At 34.4% G+C, this 19,364-nt stretch carries 19 protein-coding genes and 1 tRNA gene; 12 read left to right on the top strand and 8 right to left on the bottom strand.

The genetic code is table 11. The features are described 5' to 3' along the window. Window position 1: 1 nt before the first annotated feature. On the top strand, window positions 2-619 hold the full coding sequence (locus ABWU48_RS05645; protein WP_070357010.1) for an SURF1 family protein: 618 nt from the start codon (window positions 2-4) through the stop codon (window positions 617-619). A gap of 30 nt (window positions 620-649) precedes the next feature. On the opposite strand, the gene ABWU48_RS05640 is transcribed toward ABWU48_RS05645, so the two are convergent. After that, entirely contained in the window at window positions 650-2,368 is a 1,719-nt protein-coding gene (locus ABWU48_RS05640) for a monovalent cation:proton antiporter-2 (CPA2) family protein (protein WP_010963130.1), read from the bottom strand. Between the two features lie 5 nt (window positions 2,369-2,373). Next, entirely contained in the window at window positions 2,374-2,946 is a 573-nt protein-coding gene (locus tag ABWU48_RS05635; protein ID WP_010081997.1) for a thioredoxin family protein, read from the bottom strand. A 108-nt stretch (window positions 2,947-3,054) separates the two neighbouring features. Here ABWU48_RS05635 and tmk point away from each other — a divergent pair, with 108 nt between their 5' ends. Further along, entirely contained in the window at window positions 3,055-3,645 is a 591-nt protein-coding gene (tmk, locus tag ABWU48_RS05630) for a dTMP kinase (protein WP_010081998.1), read from the top strand. Here tmk and ABWU48_RS05625 read toward each other — a convergent pair. The 4 genes from ABWU48_RS05625 to ABWU48_RS05610 all read right to left on the bottom strand — a co-directional run bounded on the left by ABWU48_RS05625 (window position 3,638) and on the right by ABWU48_RS05610 (window position 8,274). Then, window positions 3,638-4,306 carry a hypothetical protein gene (locus ABWU48_RS05625; protein ID WP_010081999.1) on the bottom strand — a complete coding sequence of 223 codons (669 nt, stop codon included), beginning with the start codon at window positions 4,304-4,306 and terminating at the stop codon, window positions 3,638-3,640. The two genes, tmk and ABWU48_RS05625, sit on opposite strands and share 8 nt — an antisense overlap. Before the next feature lie 154 nt (window positions 4,307-4,460). After that, window positions 4,461-6,302: an ATP-dependent zinc metalloprotease FtsH gene (gene ftsH / locus ABWU48_RS05620; protein ID WP_209473305.1), complete on the bottom strand. Its 1,842-nt coding sequence runs from the start codon at window positions 6,300-6,302 to the stop codon at window positions 4,461-4,463. 12 nt (window positions 6,303-6,314) lie between these two features. Next, window positions 6,315-7,610, bottom strand: coding sequence for a tRNA lysidine(34) synthetase TilS (gene tilS, locus ABWU48_RS05615; protein ID WP_208571594.1), 1,296 nt, complete (start codon window positions 7,608-7,610; stop codon window positions 6,315-6,317). Window positions 7,611-7,794: 184 nt separating this feature from the next. Continuing rightward, window positions 7,795-8,274 (bottom strand): OmpA family protein, encoded by a 480-nt coding sequence (locus ABWU48_RS05610; protein WP_353279214.1) that lies wholly within the window; start codon window positions 8,272-8,274, stop codon window positions 7,795-7,797. A 275-nt stretch (window positions 8,275-8,549) separates the two neighbouring features. On the opposite strand from ABWU48_RS05610, the gene ABWU48_RS05605 reads away from it, so the two are divergent. The 10 genes from ABWU48_RS05605 (at window position 8,550) to ABWU48_RS05560 (ending at window position 18,199) form a co-directional block, all read left to right on the top strand. After that, window positions 8,550-9,977, top strand: coding sequence for a carboxypeptidase (locus tag ABWU48_RS05605; protein ID WP_353288342.1), 1,428 nt, complete (start codon window positions 8,550-8,552; stop codon window positions 9,975-9,977). Window positions 9,978-10,000: 23 nt separating this feature from the next. Next, on the top strand, window positions 10,001-11,077 hold the full coding sequence (locus tag ABWU48_RS05600) for a rod shape-determining protein (protein ID WP_209473299.1): 1,077 nt from the start codon (window positions 10,001-10,003) through the stop codon (window positions 11,075-11,077). Window positions 11,078-11,279: 202 nt separating this feature from the next. Continuing rightward, on the top strand, window positions 11,280-12,392 hold the full coding sequence (mnmA, locus tag ABWU48_RS05595) for a tRNA 2-thiouridine(34) synthase MnmA (RefSeq protein WP_209473297.1): 1,113 nt from the start codon (window positions 11,280-11,282) through the stop codon (window positions 12,390-12,392). A 1,210-nt stretch (window positions 12,393-13,602) separates the two neighbouring features. Next, window positions 13,603-14,670, top strand: a complete 1,068-nt coding sequence (locus ABWU48_RS05590) for a hypothetical protein (RefSeq protein WP_353288341.1) — start codon at window positions 13,603-13,605, stop codon at window positions 14,668-14,670. Window positions 14,671-14,739: 69 nt separating this feature from the next. After that, window positions 14,740-15,255, top strand: a complete 516-nt coding sequence (gene ppa / locus ABWU48_RS05585; RefSeq protein ID WP_209473293.1) for an inorganic diphosphatase — start codon at window positions 14,740-14,742, stop codon at window positions 15,253-15,255. A gap of 35 nt (window positions 15,256-15,290) precedes the next feature. Next, window positions 15,291-15,452, top strand: coding sequence for a hypothetical protein (locus ABWU48_RS05580; RefSeq protein ID WP_010963140.1), 162 nt, complete (start codon window positions 15,291-15,293; stop codon window positions 15,450-15,452). Window positions 15,453-15,544: 92 nt separating this feature from the next. Then, window positions 15,545-15,635: transfer RNA gene (locus ABWU48_RS05575), tRNA-Ser, on the top strand. A gap of 159 nt (window positions 15,636-15,794) precedes the next feature. Beyond that, window positions 15,795-16,940 (top strand): SurA N-terminal domain-containing protein, encoded by a 1,146-nt coding sequence (locus ABWU48_RS05570; RefSeq protein ID WP_155968436.1) that lies wholly within the window; start codon window positions 15,795-15,797, stop codon window positions 16,938-16,940. Between the two features lie 103 nt (window positions 16,941-17,043). Further along, a complete protein-coding gene (locus tag ABWU48_RS05565) occupies window positions 17,044-17,664 on the top strand; it encodes an oxidoreductase (protein ID WP_209473291.1) in 621 nt (206 codons plus the stop codon). Beyond that, window positions 17,648-18,199: a 5-formyltetrahydrofolate cyclo-ligase gene (locus ABWU48_RS05560; RefSeq protein WP_010963143.1), complete on the top strand. Its 552-nt coding sequence runs from the start codon at window positions 17,648-17,650 to the stop codon at window positions 18,197-18,199. The genes ABWU48_RS05565 and ABWU48_RS05560 overlap by 17 nt, the downstream gene beginning before the upstream one ends. Window positions 18,200-18,235: 36 nt before the next feature. Here ABWU48_RS05560 and ABWU48_RS05555 read toward each other — a convergent pair whose 3' ends face one another. Next, entirely contained in the window at window positions 18,236-18,856 is a 621-nt protein-coding gene (locus ABWU48_RS05555; protein WP_274999516.1) for a hypothetical protein, read from the bottom strand. 216 nt (window positions 18,857-19,072) lie between these two features. Further along, window positions 19,073-19,270, bottom strand: a complete 198-nt coding sequence (locus ABWU48_RS05550; protein WP_353288340.1) for a hypothetical protein — start codon at window positions 19,268-19,270, stop codon at window positions 19,073-19,075. Window positions 19,271-19,364 lie beyond the last annotated feature (94 nt).

The following is a 19,364-nucleotide window of genomic DNA, read 5'->3' as shown; positions in this document are numbered from 1 at the left end:
AGTGTTAAAAAAAATAGTATTTATTTTAATTGTACCTTGCTTGCTCCTTTTTTTATTAGGATTATGGCAAGTATTCAGATTGAACTGGAAGAATAATATTATCAAAAATATGAGTCTTCCTGTTGTTCATCTGTTGCCCAATAACGACCTTGAAAAATTTAACTATAGGCATGTCAAGATTGATGGGATTCTAAGTGACATAGAACTATATGTTTTTGCAGGGCAACACGGCTATCACGTGCTGTCTCCTATGTTGCTCACCACTGGACGTTACATGTTGGTGAATAAAGGAATAGTCGGAGAAAAAAAGGAGAAAAAAGTAAAAATTGAAAAAGTAGTTGCAGATGGAATTTTATATTGCGATAGCAATAAAAGTAAAAATTGGTTTATCAAGAACGATACTGCTTCGAATACATGGTTTACCCTGAGTACAGAAGAAATTTCCAATGAGTTAGGTATTAAGCTAGAGAAGTGTGTATTGTGGCCGAACAATTTTGGCAGCAAAGTAGCTATACAGCCAATGAAGCATTTGGAATATGCAATCACTTGGTTTGCACTTTCCTTAATTTGGTTGATTATGTGCGTAATTTACTATAGGCAAAACCTCAATAAAGCTTGAAGCTTTCTGTACATAAAATTAGAGAAGTAGTTATTCATCTTTATCACTACCAAGGTCTTTTAACATACTGTAATTGCCTTTTCTGAATCTACTTTTTAAAGACGTAACTCCACTTTCGCTAATACCACTAAGGCTCAGTGCAGCTCCACCTAGCTGCAATCCTATCTCAGATGTTTCAGGAATAATTTTACTAGCTCCTAGATCTCTATAAACCTCCACATTACTCAGATCTGGTAAGCGTATTACAATATTTACATGCGGAAAATTTGCTGCAACTAAAGAAACAACTTTTTTTATAGTAACTTCATTCTTTATTGAAATAACGAGAGCTTGAGCTCTTTCTATTCCTACCGATTTTAAAATTTCACATCTTGTAACATCTCCAAGATATATAGGAAAACTATCACTTTTTCCTTCTTTGACTATTTTCGATTGAATATCTACAACAACGTAACTTAAATGCTCTGCCGTAAGCATTTTTGTTACCATATATCCCACTCTACCAAATCCAGCAACTATCACATGGTTATAAAGATCTTGTGTATCTGTTTCAACAGCTTCATCATCTAATATTGTTTTCTCAGTGCTAAATGAGTTTGCTATCCAATCTCCAAGCCCCGATAAAAGAGGAGTGAAAGCCATGGTTACTGTAGTTACCATCATAAGTACTTGAGCGATTTCACTTGGTAGCACATTTAGCTCATCTGCTAAGCGAAACAAAATAAACGCAAATTCACCGCCTTGTGAAAGCAGTAACCCAGCTTGTATAGCAGGTGCACTCTTAAACCCAAAAAATCTACACAATATATATATAATAGATGTTTTTAAAACGATAAGGATAATCGATAATAAAGTAATTAGTGGTAACTTATTGAGTAAAAGTTCGGTATTGATGGACATACCAACAGTCATGAAAAATAAGCCAAGAAACAAATCTTTAAATGGCAATACTGCGTGTTCTACTGAGTGTCTATATTCTGTTTCTGCAACTAACAATCCAGCAACAAATGCACCTAATGCTAACGATAAATGGAATTGCTCAGTAATAAATGCTGCTCCTAATACTATTAAAAGCGTTGTTGATATAAAGATCTCATTACTTTCCATTTTAGCAATAACCGAAAATAAAGGTCTAAGCAATAATCTACCAGTTATAAATATCAGCACTAATGCAATAGCTGCTTGCACCAATGAACCTGCCAATGAGCTTATCAGGCTGTGCTCAGAATTGCCAGTAAGTAAAGGTACCAATACTATTAATGGTACCACTGCAAAATCTTGCATTAATAGCACTGCTATCGACAACCTACCAACCTGACTTGCTTGAGAACCTTTTTCTTGCAGAACCTGCAACACTATTGCTGTTGAGGATAGCGCAAGCCCACCACCAATAACTGTTGCTATATTCGTATTCACTCCGAAAGCAAGAGCGATGCACCATATTGCTACCATGGTAACTATAACTTGAAGAGAACCGAACCCAAATACATGAATACGCATAGCGATCAGGCGTTCAAATGTCAATTCAAGGCCTATAATGAATAATAGAAAAACTACACCAAATTCTGCAAGATTATCCATTGCTTCAGCTGAGTGTATCAGATTAAATCCGTGAGAACCAATAACTGCACCTGCAACGAAGTAACCAAGCACTGGACTAATATTCATTTTCCAAAATGCTATGACTATAAACACAGCAGCAGAAAGCAAAATTATAATATCAAACAAATGCTGAGAGCCACTGTGCATGATATTTAACCTGTAGAATTAGACCATTTAATTGAGCAGCCAATACTTGATTTTTGGTCAATTGGAGAATTACCAGTTTCTGCAATAAATTTCATAGCTTGAAATAAGTCACTACTTCCTACTTCATAGCTTTGAACCTTTTCTTTTTTTGTGTCGTTAAAACGTCCACGATAGCAAAGGTTTAAATTGGAATTAAAGCCGAAAAAGTCAGGAGTGCAAACAGCCCCGTATTCTTTAGCTATTTTCTGTGTACTATCAATTAAATATGGAAATATAAACTTATTTTCCTTGGCAAAATTAATCATATTTTCAAAGGAATCTTCTGGATATTCATTTACATCATTTGGCATTATTGCAATGGTGTTTACCTGATAATCTTTTTTCAATTGATCAACATCGCTTACCAGATTGCTAATAATTGACTGAACGTAAGGACAGTGATTGCATATAAACATTATAATAAGACCATTTTTTCCACAACAGTCACTTAATGCATAATATTTATTGTCTACTCCCAAAAGATTAAAATCTTTTGCAGTAAAACTAAAATCGACTTTAGGAGTATTCAGAGCAACCATAGACTATTATTATACCACATGTAATTTACGGTCTTATTATTTAAATGTCAAACGGTTTCTATGTATACTGTTTGCATATTCTTTTTTAGTATTATAATTATAAAACTTATGTTCATAACTTTCGAAGGAATAGACGGCTCTGGTAAAACAACACAATCTAAGCTACTTGCAAATCATTTTAAGCAAATTCGCGGCGAAAATAATGTGGTATTGACTCGAGAACCAGGTGGCACTAACTTTGCAGAGAAGGTAAGAGGAGTATTGTTAACGAATAATATTGATTCTATTTCTGAACTCTTGCTACTTATCTCGATGAGGCGCGAACATATGAAAAAATTAATATTACCAGCTCTTGCAGAAGGAAAAATAGTGATTTGTGATCGGTTTATTGATTCAACTATTGCATATCAAGGATATGGGTTTGGAGTTGACTTAGGGCTAATAAGGGACTTACATAAGCTAGTGGAAATTAAATATCCAGATATTACATTCATTCTAGATATTGATGTTAAAGTTGGGTTAAATAGAGCAAAAGACAAGAATAAATATGAAGAAATGGATGTTAATTTTTACAATAAGGTCAGAAAAGGATTTCAGGAAATAGCCATAAAAGAGCCCGTTAGGTGCAGTGTTATCACTGGAATTGAAACAAAAAATGATAATCACGTACACAATGAAATTATTGATAAAATCACCTAGCTTGTGATAGAAAATTATCAATTTCAGGTAACATTATTTCATATGAATAACTTTTTGTTTGAGTAGCTAAAAAATCCTGTATTTTGTCTGGATCTTCTTCACTTATCATCTTATATGCCCTTGCGAGGTTCATTAATTCACTTCTATTTTTTTTATTGCTTACTTCAGTAATAGTAAAAAATTGATCAAAATGGTCTAAGAGGTCTTTATTTTTTATTGAAGACACAATATCGTCAATTTCTTTCACATATAATGCAAGTTTGTGTGCTTTACTACGATCTTCAAAACAAAGATTAACAAGCACGTTACGAAACCTATCTTTCGTAGTACTTCTCACTTCTGCTAATAAGGACTTAATATTTTCTTGGCAATGCACTCTCTTTACCGATTCAGCCGGTTCAACCATACCAAGAACATTCTTTACCAAAGATTTTTCTTCACAACTAAATATGAACATGTAATAACCCATCGATAAAGTGAAGAGCAAGAACATAGCCGGAAGTAAAAACGGAGCTAATACATTTTGTGACGCAGGGAAAATAAACCAGGTAACAGTTGCTATTGACACAGTTACAAATAATCCTGATAAACATAATTGTGCTTTTCTTCTATAATTCTGATCAATAACTGTACTTACACCAATAGAAGCTATATCAATCATTACTCACACCTCATTAAACATTAATACTAACTGAATGATAGAATTATTGTGATGAAAATGCAATATTATGAATATTTTAATACAATTTATATTGACAGTTACAATTCTGAATGTTTTATTGCAGCGTTAGCTGATTAGCATTTTTAAGATGAGGTCAACTCTCATAGAGAGAGGATTTTTTTACTTTCTCATTCTTCTCATTTTCTTCTCTAACAATTTTTTTTCCGTTTAGTATATCCTTTATTTCATCTCCTGTTAAAGTTTCAAACTCCAGTAGATTTTCAGCAATAAGCTCTAAGCCTTTCTTATGCTTGGTCAAAATGTCTTTTGCTTTTTCATAGCAAGAAGATATGATTTTTTTCACTTCTTCATCTATGAGCTTTAGCGTATCTTCAGATGTCATATGAGGATGTTGTGGATCTTGCTGCTCACGATTGTGATACACTAGCCCTATCTCATCATTCATTCCACATTTTTTTACCATAGCACGTGCTATGTTAGATGCTTGTCGTATATCAGAAGACGCGCCACTTGTAACTTTATCGTAGCCAAAAATTAACTCTTCTGCTGCCCTGCCACCCATGGCAACAGTTATATCTGCTATCAGCTTTTCTCTTGTGTGGGACACTCTATCTGTTTCCGGTAGTCTCATAACTAAACCTAAGGCCATACCTCTTGGAATGATTGTTGCCTTGTGTATAGGATCAGAAGCAGGCATATTAACCGCAATTATCGCATGACCAGCTTCATGGTATGCAGTCAGTCTCTTTTCCTCTTCTGTCATAATTAGGGATCGTCTTTCTACGCCCATCATTACTTTATCACGTGCATATTCAAAATCATCCATGGTAACAATTTTCTTGTTTCTTCTTGCAGCGATAAGTGCAGATTCATTCACCAAATTTGCTAGATCAGCCCCTGAAAAACCTGGTGTTCCTCTTGCAACTGTTTTCACGTTTACATCTGGTGCTATTGATATTTTCTTTATATGAGTATTTAATATCTTTTCACGCCCATTTATATCGGGTAAAGAAATAGTAATCTGTCGGTCAAAACGACCAGGTCTAAGCAGTGCTGGATCTAAGACATCCGGACGGTTAGTCGCAGCAATTATTATTACACCTTCATTAGACTCAAAGCCATCCATCTCAACTAATAACTGATTTAATGTTTGTTCTCTTTCATCATTGCCGCCACCAAGACCAATGCCACGATGTCTACCCACCGCATCTATCTCATCTATAAAAATTATACAAGGAGCATTTTTCTTGCCTTGATCAAACATATCACGAACACGGCTCGCACCAACACCAACAAACATTTCAACAAAATCAGATCCAGAAATGCTAAAGAATGGCACATTAGCTTCTCCTGCAATTGCACGAGCAAGTAAAGTTTTACCAGTTCCAGGAGAGCCAATTAAAAGGCACCCTTTTGGTATTTTTCCACCTAATATTTGAAATTTTTGCCTTTGTTTAAGGAAATCAACGATCTCTACTAGCTCTTCTTTTGCTTCATCAATTCCAGCAACATCATCAAATGTTACTTTTTTTCCACTAGTCATGAGTCTAGCCCTTGACTTGCCAAAGCTTATAGTTCTGTTGCCTCCCGCTTGTGTTTGTTTAAGAAAGAATAGCAAAAAGCCAATAAAGATAAATGTTGGGACCCATGAGATAAGTAATCCACCAATTACGTTCATGGCAGAATCTCCAGTTGAAAAGGAGAATCTCACTTTTCTATCATGTAAATTTTTTATTAGGTCGCTATATATGACACCGCTTGAATTGAAACTTGAACCGTCCCTGAACTTGCCTTCAATGCTCTGGTTTTTTATGACAATATTTTCTACATCATTGTCTTCTAGTCTAGTTAAAAATTCCGAAAAAGGTATAATTGTTTTACTTTTACCTACATTTCCGCTGAATTGAATATAAGCAACTGAAATAAGAACAATAATTACTAACCAGATCAATAAGCCTTCTAAAAATTTTTTCATTTCTATTTCTAACTAAATACTAATCAAGCTTACCAAATTTTGTTTTATCGTGCTATTAATAATGCATTGAACCTTATCGTCATTGGTATTTTTTCCGTTATAATTTACATCAGGATAAGCAAGCACCTTGCTATCTTTTTGTACTGTAGGCAAAGAGTAGAAAACTTCAGGGCAGCAGTTGTAATCCTTCAGAAATTCAGGAACTTTTTGTGTTTTTTTTAATGGAGCGATGATAACTGAACACCCTTGATTTCCGAGTATTGTGCAGCTAAATCTGTTATCCCATTGGGTAGGTTCATTTAAAGGTAGGTTTACGGTAATTTCTTGTATCCTTGACGATTCTCTAATTATTAAGATATTTTCTCCATACTTTCTTATTTTACACCCAGAAAGTGTACAGTTAACATTACTATCCTTTTGCAATATTCTATTAAATATTGCAATGAGGCTGCTGTACCTTGGTTTATAATGTTTACTGGCAATTGCCATTATAGAGTAAAGAAGAAGCCTCAAGGCTATTTCCTCTGGCAATTGATAAAATTCACTTAGTTTAATTTCAATATAACCAAGATCATGCACATTAACGCAGTCATTAAACGCAAGGCGTGTGTAGTGCATCAACGCTTTTGCAGCTCTTTTCATATGAAGGGCTGTGAGGCATATTCGCTCTGTTAAAATCTCTTGATTATCACTTGCTTTAAGTAAGTTACGGTATAAAGTTCGTCTGTATTTTAAGTCATGATTGCTTCTATCTTCGATCCATTTTAACCGATGAAGCTTAGCGTACTTTTCTATTTCACTACGACTAAAATTTAACAATGGCCTAAATATATAAATACCATTTAGGAAAGACTTGTAGTCCATTGATGATAATCCATCTACGCCACTACCTCGCTCTAATCTTAACAAGAACGTTTCTGCTTGATCATCTTTGTGATGAGCAACAAGTAAATATTTAACATTATTATTTTTACACCACTCTGCTAGTAACTTATACCGTGCTTTTCGTGCCTGTAACTGAATATTGCCTTTAATATTTTGCTTCTCCCAATTTAATATGAACGATTCCTTTGCTCCAAGTTCCTTTGCATAACTTACAACAAAATCAGCTTCTTTTTGAGACTCTGGACGTAATCCATGATTTACTGTTAATGCTATAGGAAGTGAAAGCTTGTTTTTTTTTGCCCAGTTAGTCATTAAGTGCAGTAAGACTATACTATCTACACCACCTGATACTGCAACTGCAACTTGATTGTTATAGAAAGCAAAACTATTAACCACATTTTGAAATAATAACTCTAATTCCATTATGTCTCTTGATGGCCAGACAGGTCAGATCTCTTACGTCATAACGCGACTTATTTGTGGTATATATAGATCCCGCTAACAAGCAACGAAATATGACAAGTTTGTCCTTTTTTGTCTACCCCAGTGCCCTTTCTTTATGTCATCCCAGTGTTTGACACTGGGATCCAGGTTTTAATGCAAGAAACTATTTCTTTATTCCAGAAAATGAAAATTCCACTCTACGATTTTTAGCATGCTCTTTTTCATATTTAGAATTTCTAGAATCATCTTTTACATTAACCAAAGGCTCAGTTTCACCTTTAGAAGCAGTTTTTATTCTGTTTTCTATGTAGGGTGTACAACTAACCATAAATTTTTTAGCTGCATCAGCCCTTCTAGCGCCTAGTGCAAGATTATATTCATGAGAACCACGGTTGTCAGTGTGACCAGTTAAAGTAACCTTCGCGTCAGGGTTATCTTGTAACACCTCCATTACGTCAAGTAATGCATCTGCACTTACTTCATCAATACTAGATTCATCATAACCAAAGAAAACTCTTTTATCACCTATCTGCTTAACAACAGAATTTATTTTATTTGTTGTATTTGCTCCTTTTTTTGGGCAAGAACTTACACCAGTAAGTAATAAACAAAAACAGCACATTATAACCAGTCTACTCCACATTACTAAACCTCCATAAATTTTAAATAGTGCGTAACTTTAATTTCAGTAGCTAATATCTCTCCATATTGTAATATAGTCAAGAGAAATAAAATACTAAATACTTTTTCTACAACCTTACAATTAATTTTCCTATAATATGCTGGACTCTGAATAGAAAAATCCAATAAAAGAATAAAAAGTACAATTTTTTATTGTACTTTAAGCAAATATACTTTTAACTTTATTATTAATCTATTACGGTATTAAACAGATGTTTTCTAAAATAATGAACAAATATGCAATCTTATAAGTTTTTAGAGGAAGTATTATATAGGGTAAAGAATATCGAAAATACGCTAAAAGTACTAAACCAAAGCCAATTGAATATAGAGGACAAAGTTGAACAAATGAGTCTTCTAGAAGAAATCAGACATGAAATTATCTCTCATGACGCAATAAAGGAATCATTAGCAGATGCTCTTGGTAACAAAAAAAGTGCAAATACTCAGCAGCTAAAGTTAATAGAGAGAATACATAAAAGCAACAGTGCTGTTCCTATTGATTTAGTAAAGTCTTTATCCAAAGCTAAGGTTGAATGCCAAAATTTATGGAAGCTATCTCATTCTGAAACCAGTAACTTAGAAAAACTAAAAGAACGTTTTACTGATTTAATCACACTCATTCGCGAAGTAGCTTCTATAAAATCGCAGCAATTAAAATGCTCAAAATACGACTCACTGCTTGCTGACTATGACTCTGATATCGCAGAAAAGAATATAAGGGAAGTATTCCCCAAGGTAGGCAAATTTTTTAGCGAAAATGTAGATAAAATAATTGAAAAGCAGAAAAAGGATAAGGATAAGGTTACTAATATACAAAAAGTTGCTACTCAGAAACAGATTGAACTTGGCTCATTATGTTTACAGCAAATGGGTATTGCACTAAATGAGATTCGTACTTCTTATTACTACCCTATAGATTATGATGAATCTGATTTTTGTTATGGTTTATTTTCACTTTTACGGCATAGTGGTTATGCAATTTATCAAAAATGTTTAGCGCAAAATTCTATAAGTAGTCCAATTACGAGACATGTCATGTATGAAACTCAAGGGTTATTCATGGAAAGGATGATTGGAACATCCAGAGAATTTATTGAGTTTATTCAACCACACATAAAAGAGAAATTTGCTATAAAAGGCAAAACTAACGAGAAAGTTAGCAGTGTTGAAAATTTGTACTTGATTTTCAATGAAATAAACCTTTCTTCTTTTTTAAAAAATGCAGATGAATTTAGTCTGTTAGCTCATATTATGTTGAGAACTAGGTTAGAACAAGATATAATAAATGGTACATTGGAAGTCAAAGACCTGCATGATGCGTGGCTGGAAGGTATGAAGCACTATAAAATTCCAGTAAAAGCTGAAAATGAGCTAAACACTTATTTTCAAGATGAATATTGGGCAAGCGGTGTTATGGGCTACTTTCCTATAAAAATTATTGCTTTAATTGCTGCTGTGCAGATTTTCTCTTGCGTTAAAAAGAATCATTACGAATCATTAAGTGCTATAATAAAAGGAGATTTTAGTTTACTTATCAGTTGGTTATCTCAAAATATATACAGTGCAAAGTGTGGCCCGGAACTGCTAAAAAAAGTAACAGGTAAGGGTTTAGACGTTGAGTGTGTTACTTACTACTTATCTGAAAAGTATAATTTGTCTTAATAAATGGTTTTCTTGAGTTATGTATGAATTTTGTTCGAAAATTAACCGGAAAGTTTTATAGCCTTTTTACTTTCAAAGGTTTGTTTGCTAGCGATATTGCTATAGACCTTGGTACTGCAAACACTTTAGTTTATCAGAAAAATCAGGGAATAGTGCTTGATGAGCCTTCAGTTGTAGCAAGAATAAAAGAAAAAGGAAGTTACGTTCCTTATGCTTTTGGTAAAAAAGCTAAAATGATGCTTGGGAAAACGCCTGGAGAAATAGAGGCGATAAGGCCCTTAAAGGATGGAGTTATTGCTGATTTTAAAAGTGCGGAAGAAATGCTAAAATATTTCATACGCAGTGCAAACACAAAATTCACTGTTAATAAACCTAATATTATCATATGCGTTCCATCTGGATCCACGCCAGTTGAAAGGCGTGCTATACAAGATGCAGCAGAAAGTGCTGGTGCAAATGAAGTATTTTTAATTGAAGAACCAATGGCTGCAGCAATCGGAGCTGGGCTCCCGGTTACTGAACCTGAGGGTTCTATGATTGTTGATATAGGAGGCGGTACAACTGAAGTTGCAATTATTTCTTTAGGCGGAATTGTTTATTCACGTTCTGCCAGAGTAGGTGGCGATATTATGGATGAAGCAATAAAATCATATATTCGTGAAAATCATAAGTTATTAATCGGTGAAACAACCGCTGAGAAAATTAAGAAAAGCATAGGTTCAGCCAGTCTGCCAGGTGAAAATAACAAAGAGGGAATGATAATTAAAGGCAGGGATTTAGTGAGTGGCATGCCAAAAGAAATGCTTTTATCAGAATACCAAGTTGCAGAGAGTTTAATAGAGCCTGTACATCAGATAATTTCTGCTATTAGGACTGCACTGGAGAGCACTCCACCTGAACTTTCTTCTGATATAGTCGATAAAGGAATAATTTTATCCGGTGGCGGCGGATTATTGCGTAACTTGGGCAAAGTTATCAGTGAAACAACAAAACTACCAGTTCGTGTTGCAGATGACCCACTTTGTTGTGTTGCTCTGGGTAGCGGAAAAGTGCTTGAAAACATGGATTATTTTGGCCATGTTTTATTTAAGCAGGATTAAATTATTTTTAAAGGTAGTTCATCGAATTTTATAGCAAATTTTACCTCAAGCATAAAGATGTCATCCAAGTAGCCAACACTGGGATCCAGAAAAATTGACTATAAACAAGTATGCTGTTTCGATGAAATTGTGTAATAGAAACTAGATTCCAGTGTCAGCTACTTGCATGACACCAAGTTTGTGTTTATAAATTAAGGCGATTATGCTAAAAGAATTTGAAATAGAACCTCTGCTAAAAGATAAAGCTCCGCACCAGACCAAGGCTGTTGTTGCAATGTCCGGGGGAGTTGATAGCTCCGTTGCTGCAGCACTGCTACATAACCTTGGGTACAAAGTGGTAGGTGTGACTCTTCAACTCTATGGCACCGACGGTAATGCTAACGCAAGAAAGGGCGCATGCTGCGCTGGACAGGATATTTATGACGCTAAGCGTGTAGCTGAAAGTGTTGGCTTTCCTCACTATATTTTAAACTATGAGGAAATATTCAAAAAGGAAGTAATAGAGGATTTTGCGAGTACCTATATGCGTGGGGAAACTCCCATACCATGCGTGAGATGTAACCAAACGGTAAAATTTCGTGATCTATTGCAAGTTACAAAAAATCTTGGTGCGGATGTGCTCGTAACAGGACATTACGTGAGAAGGTTAGAAAAAAATGGTGAGGTAAAGTTGTGCAGAAGCATTGATAAAAGTAAAGATCAAAGTTATTTTTTGTTTGCTACAACTCAAGAGCAATTGAAGCTTTTGCGATTTCCACTAGGTGGGTTCTATAAAAGTGATATAAGAAAATTAGCAAAGTATTTCAGCTTACAAATTTCTGAAAAGCCGGACAGTCAAGATATATGCTTTGTTTCCGAAAGCTATAGTAAAACAATAGCTAAATTAGCTCCACAATCTGTACAGAAAGGTAAAATTGTGGATGTAAATGGAAAAGTGCTAGGCGAGCACAGTGGCATAGTAAATTTTACAGTGGGGCAAAGAAAGGGCTTGGGTATCGCACACAATGAACCTCTTTATGTGATAAAAATTAATACAGAAAATAATGAGGTTATAGTAGGTCCGATCAACGTATTAATGCAAAAAAAAATATTGATCAAGGAGTTAAATTGGTTAGAACAACCAAAGGAAGGTATGGAAGTAACTGTGAAGCTGAGATCATCACATGCGGGAAGTTTAGCAACAATACATTCAACTGACGAAAAAAATAAAGCCTGTGTCATTTTAAACGACGATTACTTTGGCATCAGTCCAGGTCAAGCCTGTGTAGCGTATAAAGATGAGCAAGTTATCGGCGGTGGATGGATATGCTCTTAACTAAAAGCTTTAATGCAGAGTGTAAACATACAATAGACTTCTTGCATAACCATATAACAGAAACGAAAAAACTTCCTTGACAAACCTCGCCAGCCCCCTTATCATGAAACTGAAGCTATTTATTTATCTTCTCTGTACAGATTAAATGACAAAAAAACTCACGTATCTGGCGTCTCATGTTTAATTTTTTGCACTATGTGCACTCTATGTCTTTATCAAATTCTGGGTTTTTACCTACACAAGCTGAAATACGCTTATAAAGCATTTAAAACATTAAAAAACGCCAACTTAAAAAATGGATAGTGAATAACTAGCTACCCTAGGGTTTCTTTTGCCTTTTTTTCTGTTTAGTAAATTTCTTAACGTTTATAATTTAGATTAGTTGCGGCTTAAAAGCAGCTAAATCGCGGTTATTAAGTGTTTAGAATAAAAAAACGCCATACTTGAAAGTATAATGTAAGTAATTAGCCAACCACGGGGCTTCTTTTGCCTTTTTTTTCGTTTGGTAAATTTCTTAAATATTTATGGCTAAACGACAACCGTCATCCCGCTAGCGGGATCTCTTGTTAGTGGCTGAGAGATACCGCGAATGAATCGCGGTATGACGGTTCGCGGCGGCATAAAGATAAGTCTCGTCATCCCACTGCTTGTTAGCGGGATCTGGAGATACCGCGGCGGTATGACGGTTCGCGGCGGCATAAAGATAAGTCTCGTCATCCCACTGCTTGTTAGCGGGATCTGGAGATACCGCGGCGGTATGACAGTTCGTGGCAGCATGAAGATAAGCTCGTCATCCCGCTAGCGGGATCTCTTGTTAGCGCCGCGGCGGTATGACGTAGGATTGTTGTCATTTCGCTACTTGTTAGCGGCTAAGAGATACCGCGGCGGTATGACGGTTCGTGGCAGCATAAAGATAAGTCTCGTCATCCCGCTGCGTGTTAGCGGGATCTCTTGTTAGTGCCGCGGCGGTATAGCTATACCTTTTTCTACTTAGTTTGGGTTATGCAAGAAGTCTAATAACATTTATTGCTATTTTGCCATGTATCCCTTATACTATAAAGTAGAACATTATAGGTTTCAGCAATGATAAAAGAAATTGAAGAACTAATAAAAATTGTTGGTAAGGGTAATTTATTAGAGACGTTATTTATTTTTTTAGGTAGCTTTCAACATGCTGACTTAGGTCGTTTTATGGATCACAGAAATCATTTTGGTTTGTCTGAATTCATTAGAAAAATATTTTAACTTAAAATTTAGTCTACAAGGGCTGTTTTTAATTTATGCTCAAGCTTATCAAATTCTAAGTGAAAACAATAACCTGAATACTAAAGATGTCATAGATAAAATATATGAAGTTATTAAAGGATCTGAGTTAAATGAATATATAAATGAAGTAGTAGATGGAAGAAAATTAGATTTACTTAACATCTTAGCAAATCCAAAGAGAGAACCAATATTTAAAACAGAAGAAGATTTTGAAAATAAAGTACTCATTGGTCTTAGAAAGTTACTAAGTGAAGGAAATACATTAAACAAATATGACAGAGAATTTGCATTAAATAAGTGCGTTATCAGCAGCTATTATTCCATTCATGACATAAAAGCAGATAAAGATATAGCATTGTTCTTTTCTTTGGGTGGTCACTATAAAGAACTTTCGTCATCTAACAAAACAGTAAAAAGAGAAGTATTAGAGATATGTGAGAATCAGTTAATAGAGAGCTATATAATGTTCTTAGCTGGCAAATTACACATGATCGGATTATCAAGTAGAGATAAATATACAATCGACCATGAGAATGTGGATCGGCAAGAGAAAGCATTGAAAATGGATGGATTAATATATCCTATAAATACAAAAAACACCCTAGAGCAACTGTTAAAAAACCAAAATAGTGATGAATTTGAACAATTAATAACGAGCCCTGATAATATATACTACTCAGTGCTGCAAGAAGAAAATGAATGTAGGCCAAATCCTATCACCAGCAAGAAAAAAGAAAAAGACCATAAAAACACAGTCTGTAAACTTATTTTAGGTATGTTTGTATTATCTGTTGGGTTATATGTTGCTGATTATTTCTTTATGGAGCAAAAATTATTTAATCCAATAAAAGGTGTCCTACCACAGGATAATTTTGCTAATCTAGTAATTGCTGCAGTGCTTACTATCGTAATAGTATATGCTTTATTTCAATTATCACAGGAATCACCACTTTCAACAGTCAATAAGATGACGAATGAAAATTTAGGACCGCTCCATGCAAAACAAGCTTAGAACTACATAAATGTGGCAACTTAAAAGCACATATTGTATAATGCTTATTCTTAAGTTAAGAGGTGATTTATGGATTTAAGTAAAATAACAGCGGGACCAAATGCGGTGAATGTGGTAATTGAAATAAGTGCAAATGCTGAGCCTGTAAAGTATGAATTTAATAAAGAGCTTGGGTTGTTACAAGTTGACAGATTTTTGTCTACCTCAATGACTTATCCTTGCAATTATGGGTTTATACCAAATACCTGTGCAGGTGATGGTGACCCTGTGGATGTTTTGGTGCTAACTCAATTTCCCTTAGCATCTAGTGTTTTAATATCGGTACGTCCAATAGGCGCATTACTCACTAAAGATGAAAAAGGAGAAGATGAGAAAATATTAGCAGTGCCTGTTTCCAGTGTTGATAGCTATTATGACAATATAAAGGACTATTCTGACTTATCTAAAAGCCTACTAGATAAAATTACTCATTTCTTTTCTCATTATAAAGATCTAGAAAAGGGAAAAACGGTAGCAGTTGGAGAATGGGTTGGTGTAGAAGAAGCAAAACAAATTGTTGCAAGCTCTATTAAAAGCGGAAATTAGTTTTTGTTGATTTATAGCTAAAGTGGCTCTACGATTTGAAAAATAACAAATTCGTCATTCCGCTACTCGTTAGCGGAATCTATACCGCGCACAACTGCACGAACATTGCAATATGGCACATAGTAAACGATGTCATCCCAGTGCGTGACACTGGGATGACAAGAAAGGGAGCACTGGAATTTTTGTTTCAGCATTAGCCATACATCTGAACAGATACAAATATTGCAATTAAAAGCATTAGACAGGTGGTAGAGGTCTTGGTATTATATAATCTTTAGGTTCTAAATTTGGAAGGGTGGCCGAGCGGCTGAAGGCGGCGGTTTGCTAAACCGTTATACGACCCAAAAGTCGTATCGAGGGTTCGAATCCCTCTCCTTCCGTATACTGTTTTTAGCACGGTTTAAATTCGCTATATTAGCCTGTTTACCTGATCTTATTGTAATGTTTTTTTTATTTCCATCTTTAACTATTAAAAAGTTGGCTAGCATTGACTCAGTATTTATTATAGAATTGGTCATTAACTAAACAACTTTGCTTGTATGTATAGAATACTAATTTTACTGTTAATAGTGTTGCCACTTAGGTTGCTTGCAACCGAGATTGAAATTGTTGCAGATGTAAATGGTGAACCAATTTCAAATTTAGATATCGAAAAACGCATCAACTTTATAAATTCATTGTTTGGCACTCAAAGTGTTAATCAAAAAGAAGCAAAGCCTCAAATTCTTAGGGAGCTAATAGACGAAATTATCATTATCAATGAAGCACAGAGGCTGAATATAAAATTGAGCAACGAGGAGTTAGATAATGCTATTATGTTATTTTTAACCCAAAGTTTTAAACTTAAGGCTAATGAAGTTGATCAATACATAGAGAAGCATAATATAGATCTTGGTATTTTAAGAAAACAAATAAAATGTCAGTTACTGTGGAGCAAAATTATTGAAGTAAGAATTGTGCCATTTATTAATATAAGCGATAAAGAAGTAGATGATGTAAAAAGGCAAACAGAAAAGCCGGATTATCTTATCACGTTCCAAGAGTTTATAATTCCTGATCAAAAAGACAAGGACGTTTATGGTATAGCTGAAGATTTAGTAAAAAAATTACGCAACAGTAATAACCCAGAATCTCCAATAAAGATGCGTAAAGCAACAGTTAATTTAAGTCAGCTAAAAGGAAAACTCAAGAGCGTTTTAGAAGGATTAGAAACCAGCGACATAGCAGGTCCATTCAGTTTCAGTGAAGGTTACTCCGTTATAAAAGTAATAGATAAAGTACAACTTAATCATGCACTGCTGGAAAGCACTTTAAAATTAAAACAGATTGTGGTTGAAGGTTCAGAAAGTTTATTAGATAATCTCAAGGAGCAAAAAGTTAATTGTTTAAATTTTGATAAATTAGCAGATAATTTTAAGCTGCCAAACGCAAAAGAATTTGAAATAAAAATGCGAGATTTAAATCCTGATTTACAGATTTTATTTAGTAAAACAAGTGTGAATGAAATAGTAGAATTGAGAGAAAATGGCACTGCAAAGTTGATGATGTTGTGTGATATCAAGAGTAATGTAGCGGGTATAGAAGCAATCAAACAGAAAATGTACCAACAAAAGATTATGATACAAAGCAACTTGTTATTAGATGATATGCGTAAAAATGCAGCTATCAGTTATCGGTATAGTTGAAATCAGAGAGTGTCCTTGTCTCTGTCTTTGTGTATAGAACTATATAAATTACTTTGTTCTATAAAATTTCAAAAAATTTGAACAAATGCAGTTAAAATAGCACATGAAGAATATAATGCTAATTGGTGGTGGAGTTGGAAATGCAGTGTTATTTTCGATAGGGAAGGCATGTCTTGAAAATAATAACAAGGTTTTGTACTTCGCTGGCTATAAGAAGTTAAGTGATGTATTTAAACGAGCACTGATAGAGCGTGCATCAAATGCAGTAGTTTGGGCATGTGAAGAAGGATTGATAGAAACAAGCAGAGATCAAGATAAATCCTTTCATGGTAATATAGTTGATGCAATAGTCTCTTATCAACAAGGAAGATTAGGTATTAATTTAAACACTATAGATAAAATTATCACTATCGGTTCTGATAAAATGATGAAAGCTGTGAATGAAGCTAGAAAAACAATTTTAAAGCCATATCTAAAATCAGGCCACATAGCAATATCATCAGTTAATTCTCCTATGCAGTGTATGATGAAAGAAATCTGCGCTCAGTGTGTGCAGCAACATATAAATGCGAAAACAGGAGAAAGAAGTTTTGTTTATAGTTGCAGTAATCAAGACCAGGATATGGGGTGTGTTGACTTTGACTTTTTAAGTGAGCGCTTGAAGCAAAATAGTTTACAAGAAAAACTTACTGCAAAATGGATAGATCATGTTCAAAGATATTAAACAGCACAAAAAGGAAATAAGAGAGCAATATAGAGCTATAAGAAAAGATATTGATGAAAGTTATTCCAGTTATGCGGCAAATTCCCTTATTAATCTCTTTAATCAGAACTTAAGCTACGTTAAAGGCAAAACAATAGCAGCTTACATTCCAATGGATGAGGAAATAGATGTTGTGCCTTTGATGCATAGTTTACTCGATTTAGATTATAAAGTAGCAATTCCTAATAAAAATAAGTTACTAAAATTTGAGGAATGGAACAAAACAAATGAAGACGTAATTCCCGACACAATCATTACTCCTGTTATTGCTTTTGATGATCATTTTAATAGATTGGGTTTTGGCGGTGGTTGGTATGATACAATGATAGAAAAACTGCGGCCACTTGGAAAAATATTTATAGGTGTAGCCTATGAGAAACAATATTGTAAAGATTTACCTGTAGAAAAACATGATCAAAAATTGGATATTATAATCACTGAGATGTGTGTTAGATGTGGAAGTGGATTGCTCAAAAAAGTGGATAAAAAAGAATAGATCTCTACCTTTTCCATTCCCTCCCTCTCCAAGCCATCAGAGGGTTTTGGTTTCTCCTGTACTCGCTTGTTCAGAACTTGGACTATCTAATTGAGGAACTGGTGACTTCATTTGGTTAACTTTATCATTAACCATTTTTTCTACCTCCTCTATTTTACCCTCACCAATGGCCATAATTTTAGATTGAAATTTCTCCATAAGTTCCTCAAGTGCTTCCTTATCACTTTCATAAGTACTAGTACCTTTTTCTCTAAGCTTTTTCATGTCATCTTCTGAAAAATTTTGAATAGTTCCATTCTTTACTAACTCTTGTATAGCAGATCGCTGCCCTTCATTTTGAAGCATGCCTATGACCTTTGCTTTACTCTGGGCGTTTTTTATTTTTTCACCTTCTTCGGACATATTATAGCCTATAATCTCTTGAGCCAAACTGTTGTATAATTTACTAAAGTTATCTTTTTTTGGCCCAACCTCAGGCAATTTATCCCCTAAATTTTTAGATAAACTTTTCACTGCTTTTCCTGCATCAATCGCACCTTCTTTTATTTTTTCCCCTGCCTTTACTATACCTATTCCTGCATAACGTGCTCCAATACCTACAAGTGCTATTAATGTAGCAAGCACAATAAGTGGAGAAAATGCTGCTCCTAATACCATTACGGCAGAAGCTATTCCAATTTTTTTATTTGCAGATGCTGATTTAAAATAATTGACTAGATTGTCCAGTGGACCTTTATTATTATTTATAACATTACTTATTGCTTGCTGATTAACAGATTTTAACGCCTCTTCTATTATTTTTGAGTCAACATTTTCAGAAGTTAAACCTTCAAGCGCTTCTTCAATGAATTTTATAAATAATTCTTTGTTGACCTACTTTTGCAAGCCTTGGTCATTAATCGCTAAACCTAAATCTTTGAGGTTCATCCCTTTAACTTGTTCTGATAGGGTTGTAAATAACTCTTTTTTCCCCTCTTGTGAGGATTGTGCAATACTTTCTATTATATCTGAAATAGCTTTTCTTAGTTCTGGATAGTCAGTGTCAAAAAACATACTATTGCTAGATTCCATATTCAGCTTCGTTGATTATAAATATGCCTAATTATACATACTAATCATTAATTATATTATAATTGATATAACATACCCCTTTCCAAATATAGAA

The sequence above is a fragment of the Wolbachia endosymbiont (group A) of Tromatobia lineatoria genome (assembly GCF_964028565.1).
GTDB classification, from domain to species: Bacteria; Pseudomonadota; Alphaproteobacteria; order Rickettsiales; family Anaplasmataceae; genus Wolbachia; species Wolbachia pipientis.
This window is presented reverse-complemented; position numbering and strand designations above follow the sequence as displayed.

Bases quoted from the DNA above. Each gene is read 5' to 3' on its own strand.
- tmk (WP_010081998.1), top strand. From the start codon at position 3,055: ATGTTCATAACTTTCGAAGGAATAGACGGCTCTGGTAAAACAACACAA.
- ABWU48_RS05550 (WP_353288340.1), bottom strand. From the start codon at position 19,270: ATGGAATCTAGCAATAGTATGTTTTTTGACACTGACTATCCAGAACTA.
- ABWU48_RS05570 (WP_155968436.1), top strand. From the start codon at position 15,795: ATGTATAGAATACTAATTTTACTGTTAATAGTGTTGCCACTTAGGTTG.
- ftsH (WP_209473305.1), bottom strand. From the start codon at position 6,302: ATGAAAAAATTTTTAGAAGGCTTATTGATCTGGTTAGTAATTATTGTT.
- ABWU48_RS05605 (WP_353288342.1), top strand. From the start codon at position 8,550: ATGCAATCTTATAAGTTTTTAGAGGAAGTATTATATAGGGTAAAGAAT.
- ABWU48_RS05555 (WP_274999516.1), bottom strand. From the start codon at position 18,856: ATGGTATTAGGAGCAGCATTTTCTCCACTTATTGTGCTTGCTACATTA.
- ppa (WP_209473293.1), top strand. From the start codon at position 14,740: ATGGATTTAAGTAAAATAACAGCGGGACCAAATGCGGTGAATGTGGTA.
- ABWU48_RS05560 (WP_010963143.1), top strand. From the start codon at position 17,648: ATGTTCAAAGATATTAAACAGCACAAAAAGGAAATAAGAGAGCAATAT.
- ABWU48_RS05635 (WP_010081997.1), bottom strand. From the start codon at position 2,946: ATGGTTGCTCTGAATACTCCTAAAGTCGATTTTAGTTTTACTGCAAAA.
- ABWU48_RS05600 (WP_209473299.1), top strand. From the start codon at position 10,001: ATGAATTTTGTTCGAAAATTAACCGGAAAGTTTTATAGCCTTTTTACT.
- ABWU48_RS05565 (WP_209473291.1), top strand. From the start codon at position 17,044: ATGAAGAATATAATGCTAATTGGTGGTGGAGTTGGAAATGCAGTGTTA.
- tilS (WP_208571594.1), bottom strand. From the start codon at position 7,610: ATGGAATTAGAGTTATTATTTCAAAATGTGGTTAATAGTTTTGCTTTC.
- mnmA (WP_209473297.1), top strand. From the start codon at position 11,280: ATGCTAAAAGAATTTGAAATAGAACCTCTGCTAAAAGATAAAGCTCCG.
- ABWU48_RS05610 (WP_353279214.1), bottom strand. From the start codon at position 8,274: ATGTGGAGTAGACTGGTTATAATGTGCTGTTTTTGTTTATTACTTACT.
- ABWU48_RS05640 (WP_010963130.1), bottom strand. From the start codon at position 2,368: ATGCACAGTGGCTCTCAGCATTTGTTTGATATTATAATTTTGCTTTCT.
- ABWU48_RS05625 (WP_010081999.1), bottom strand. From the start codon at position 4,306: ATGATTGATATAGCTTCTATTGGTGTAAGTACAGTTATTGATCAGAAT.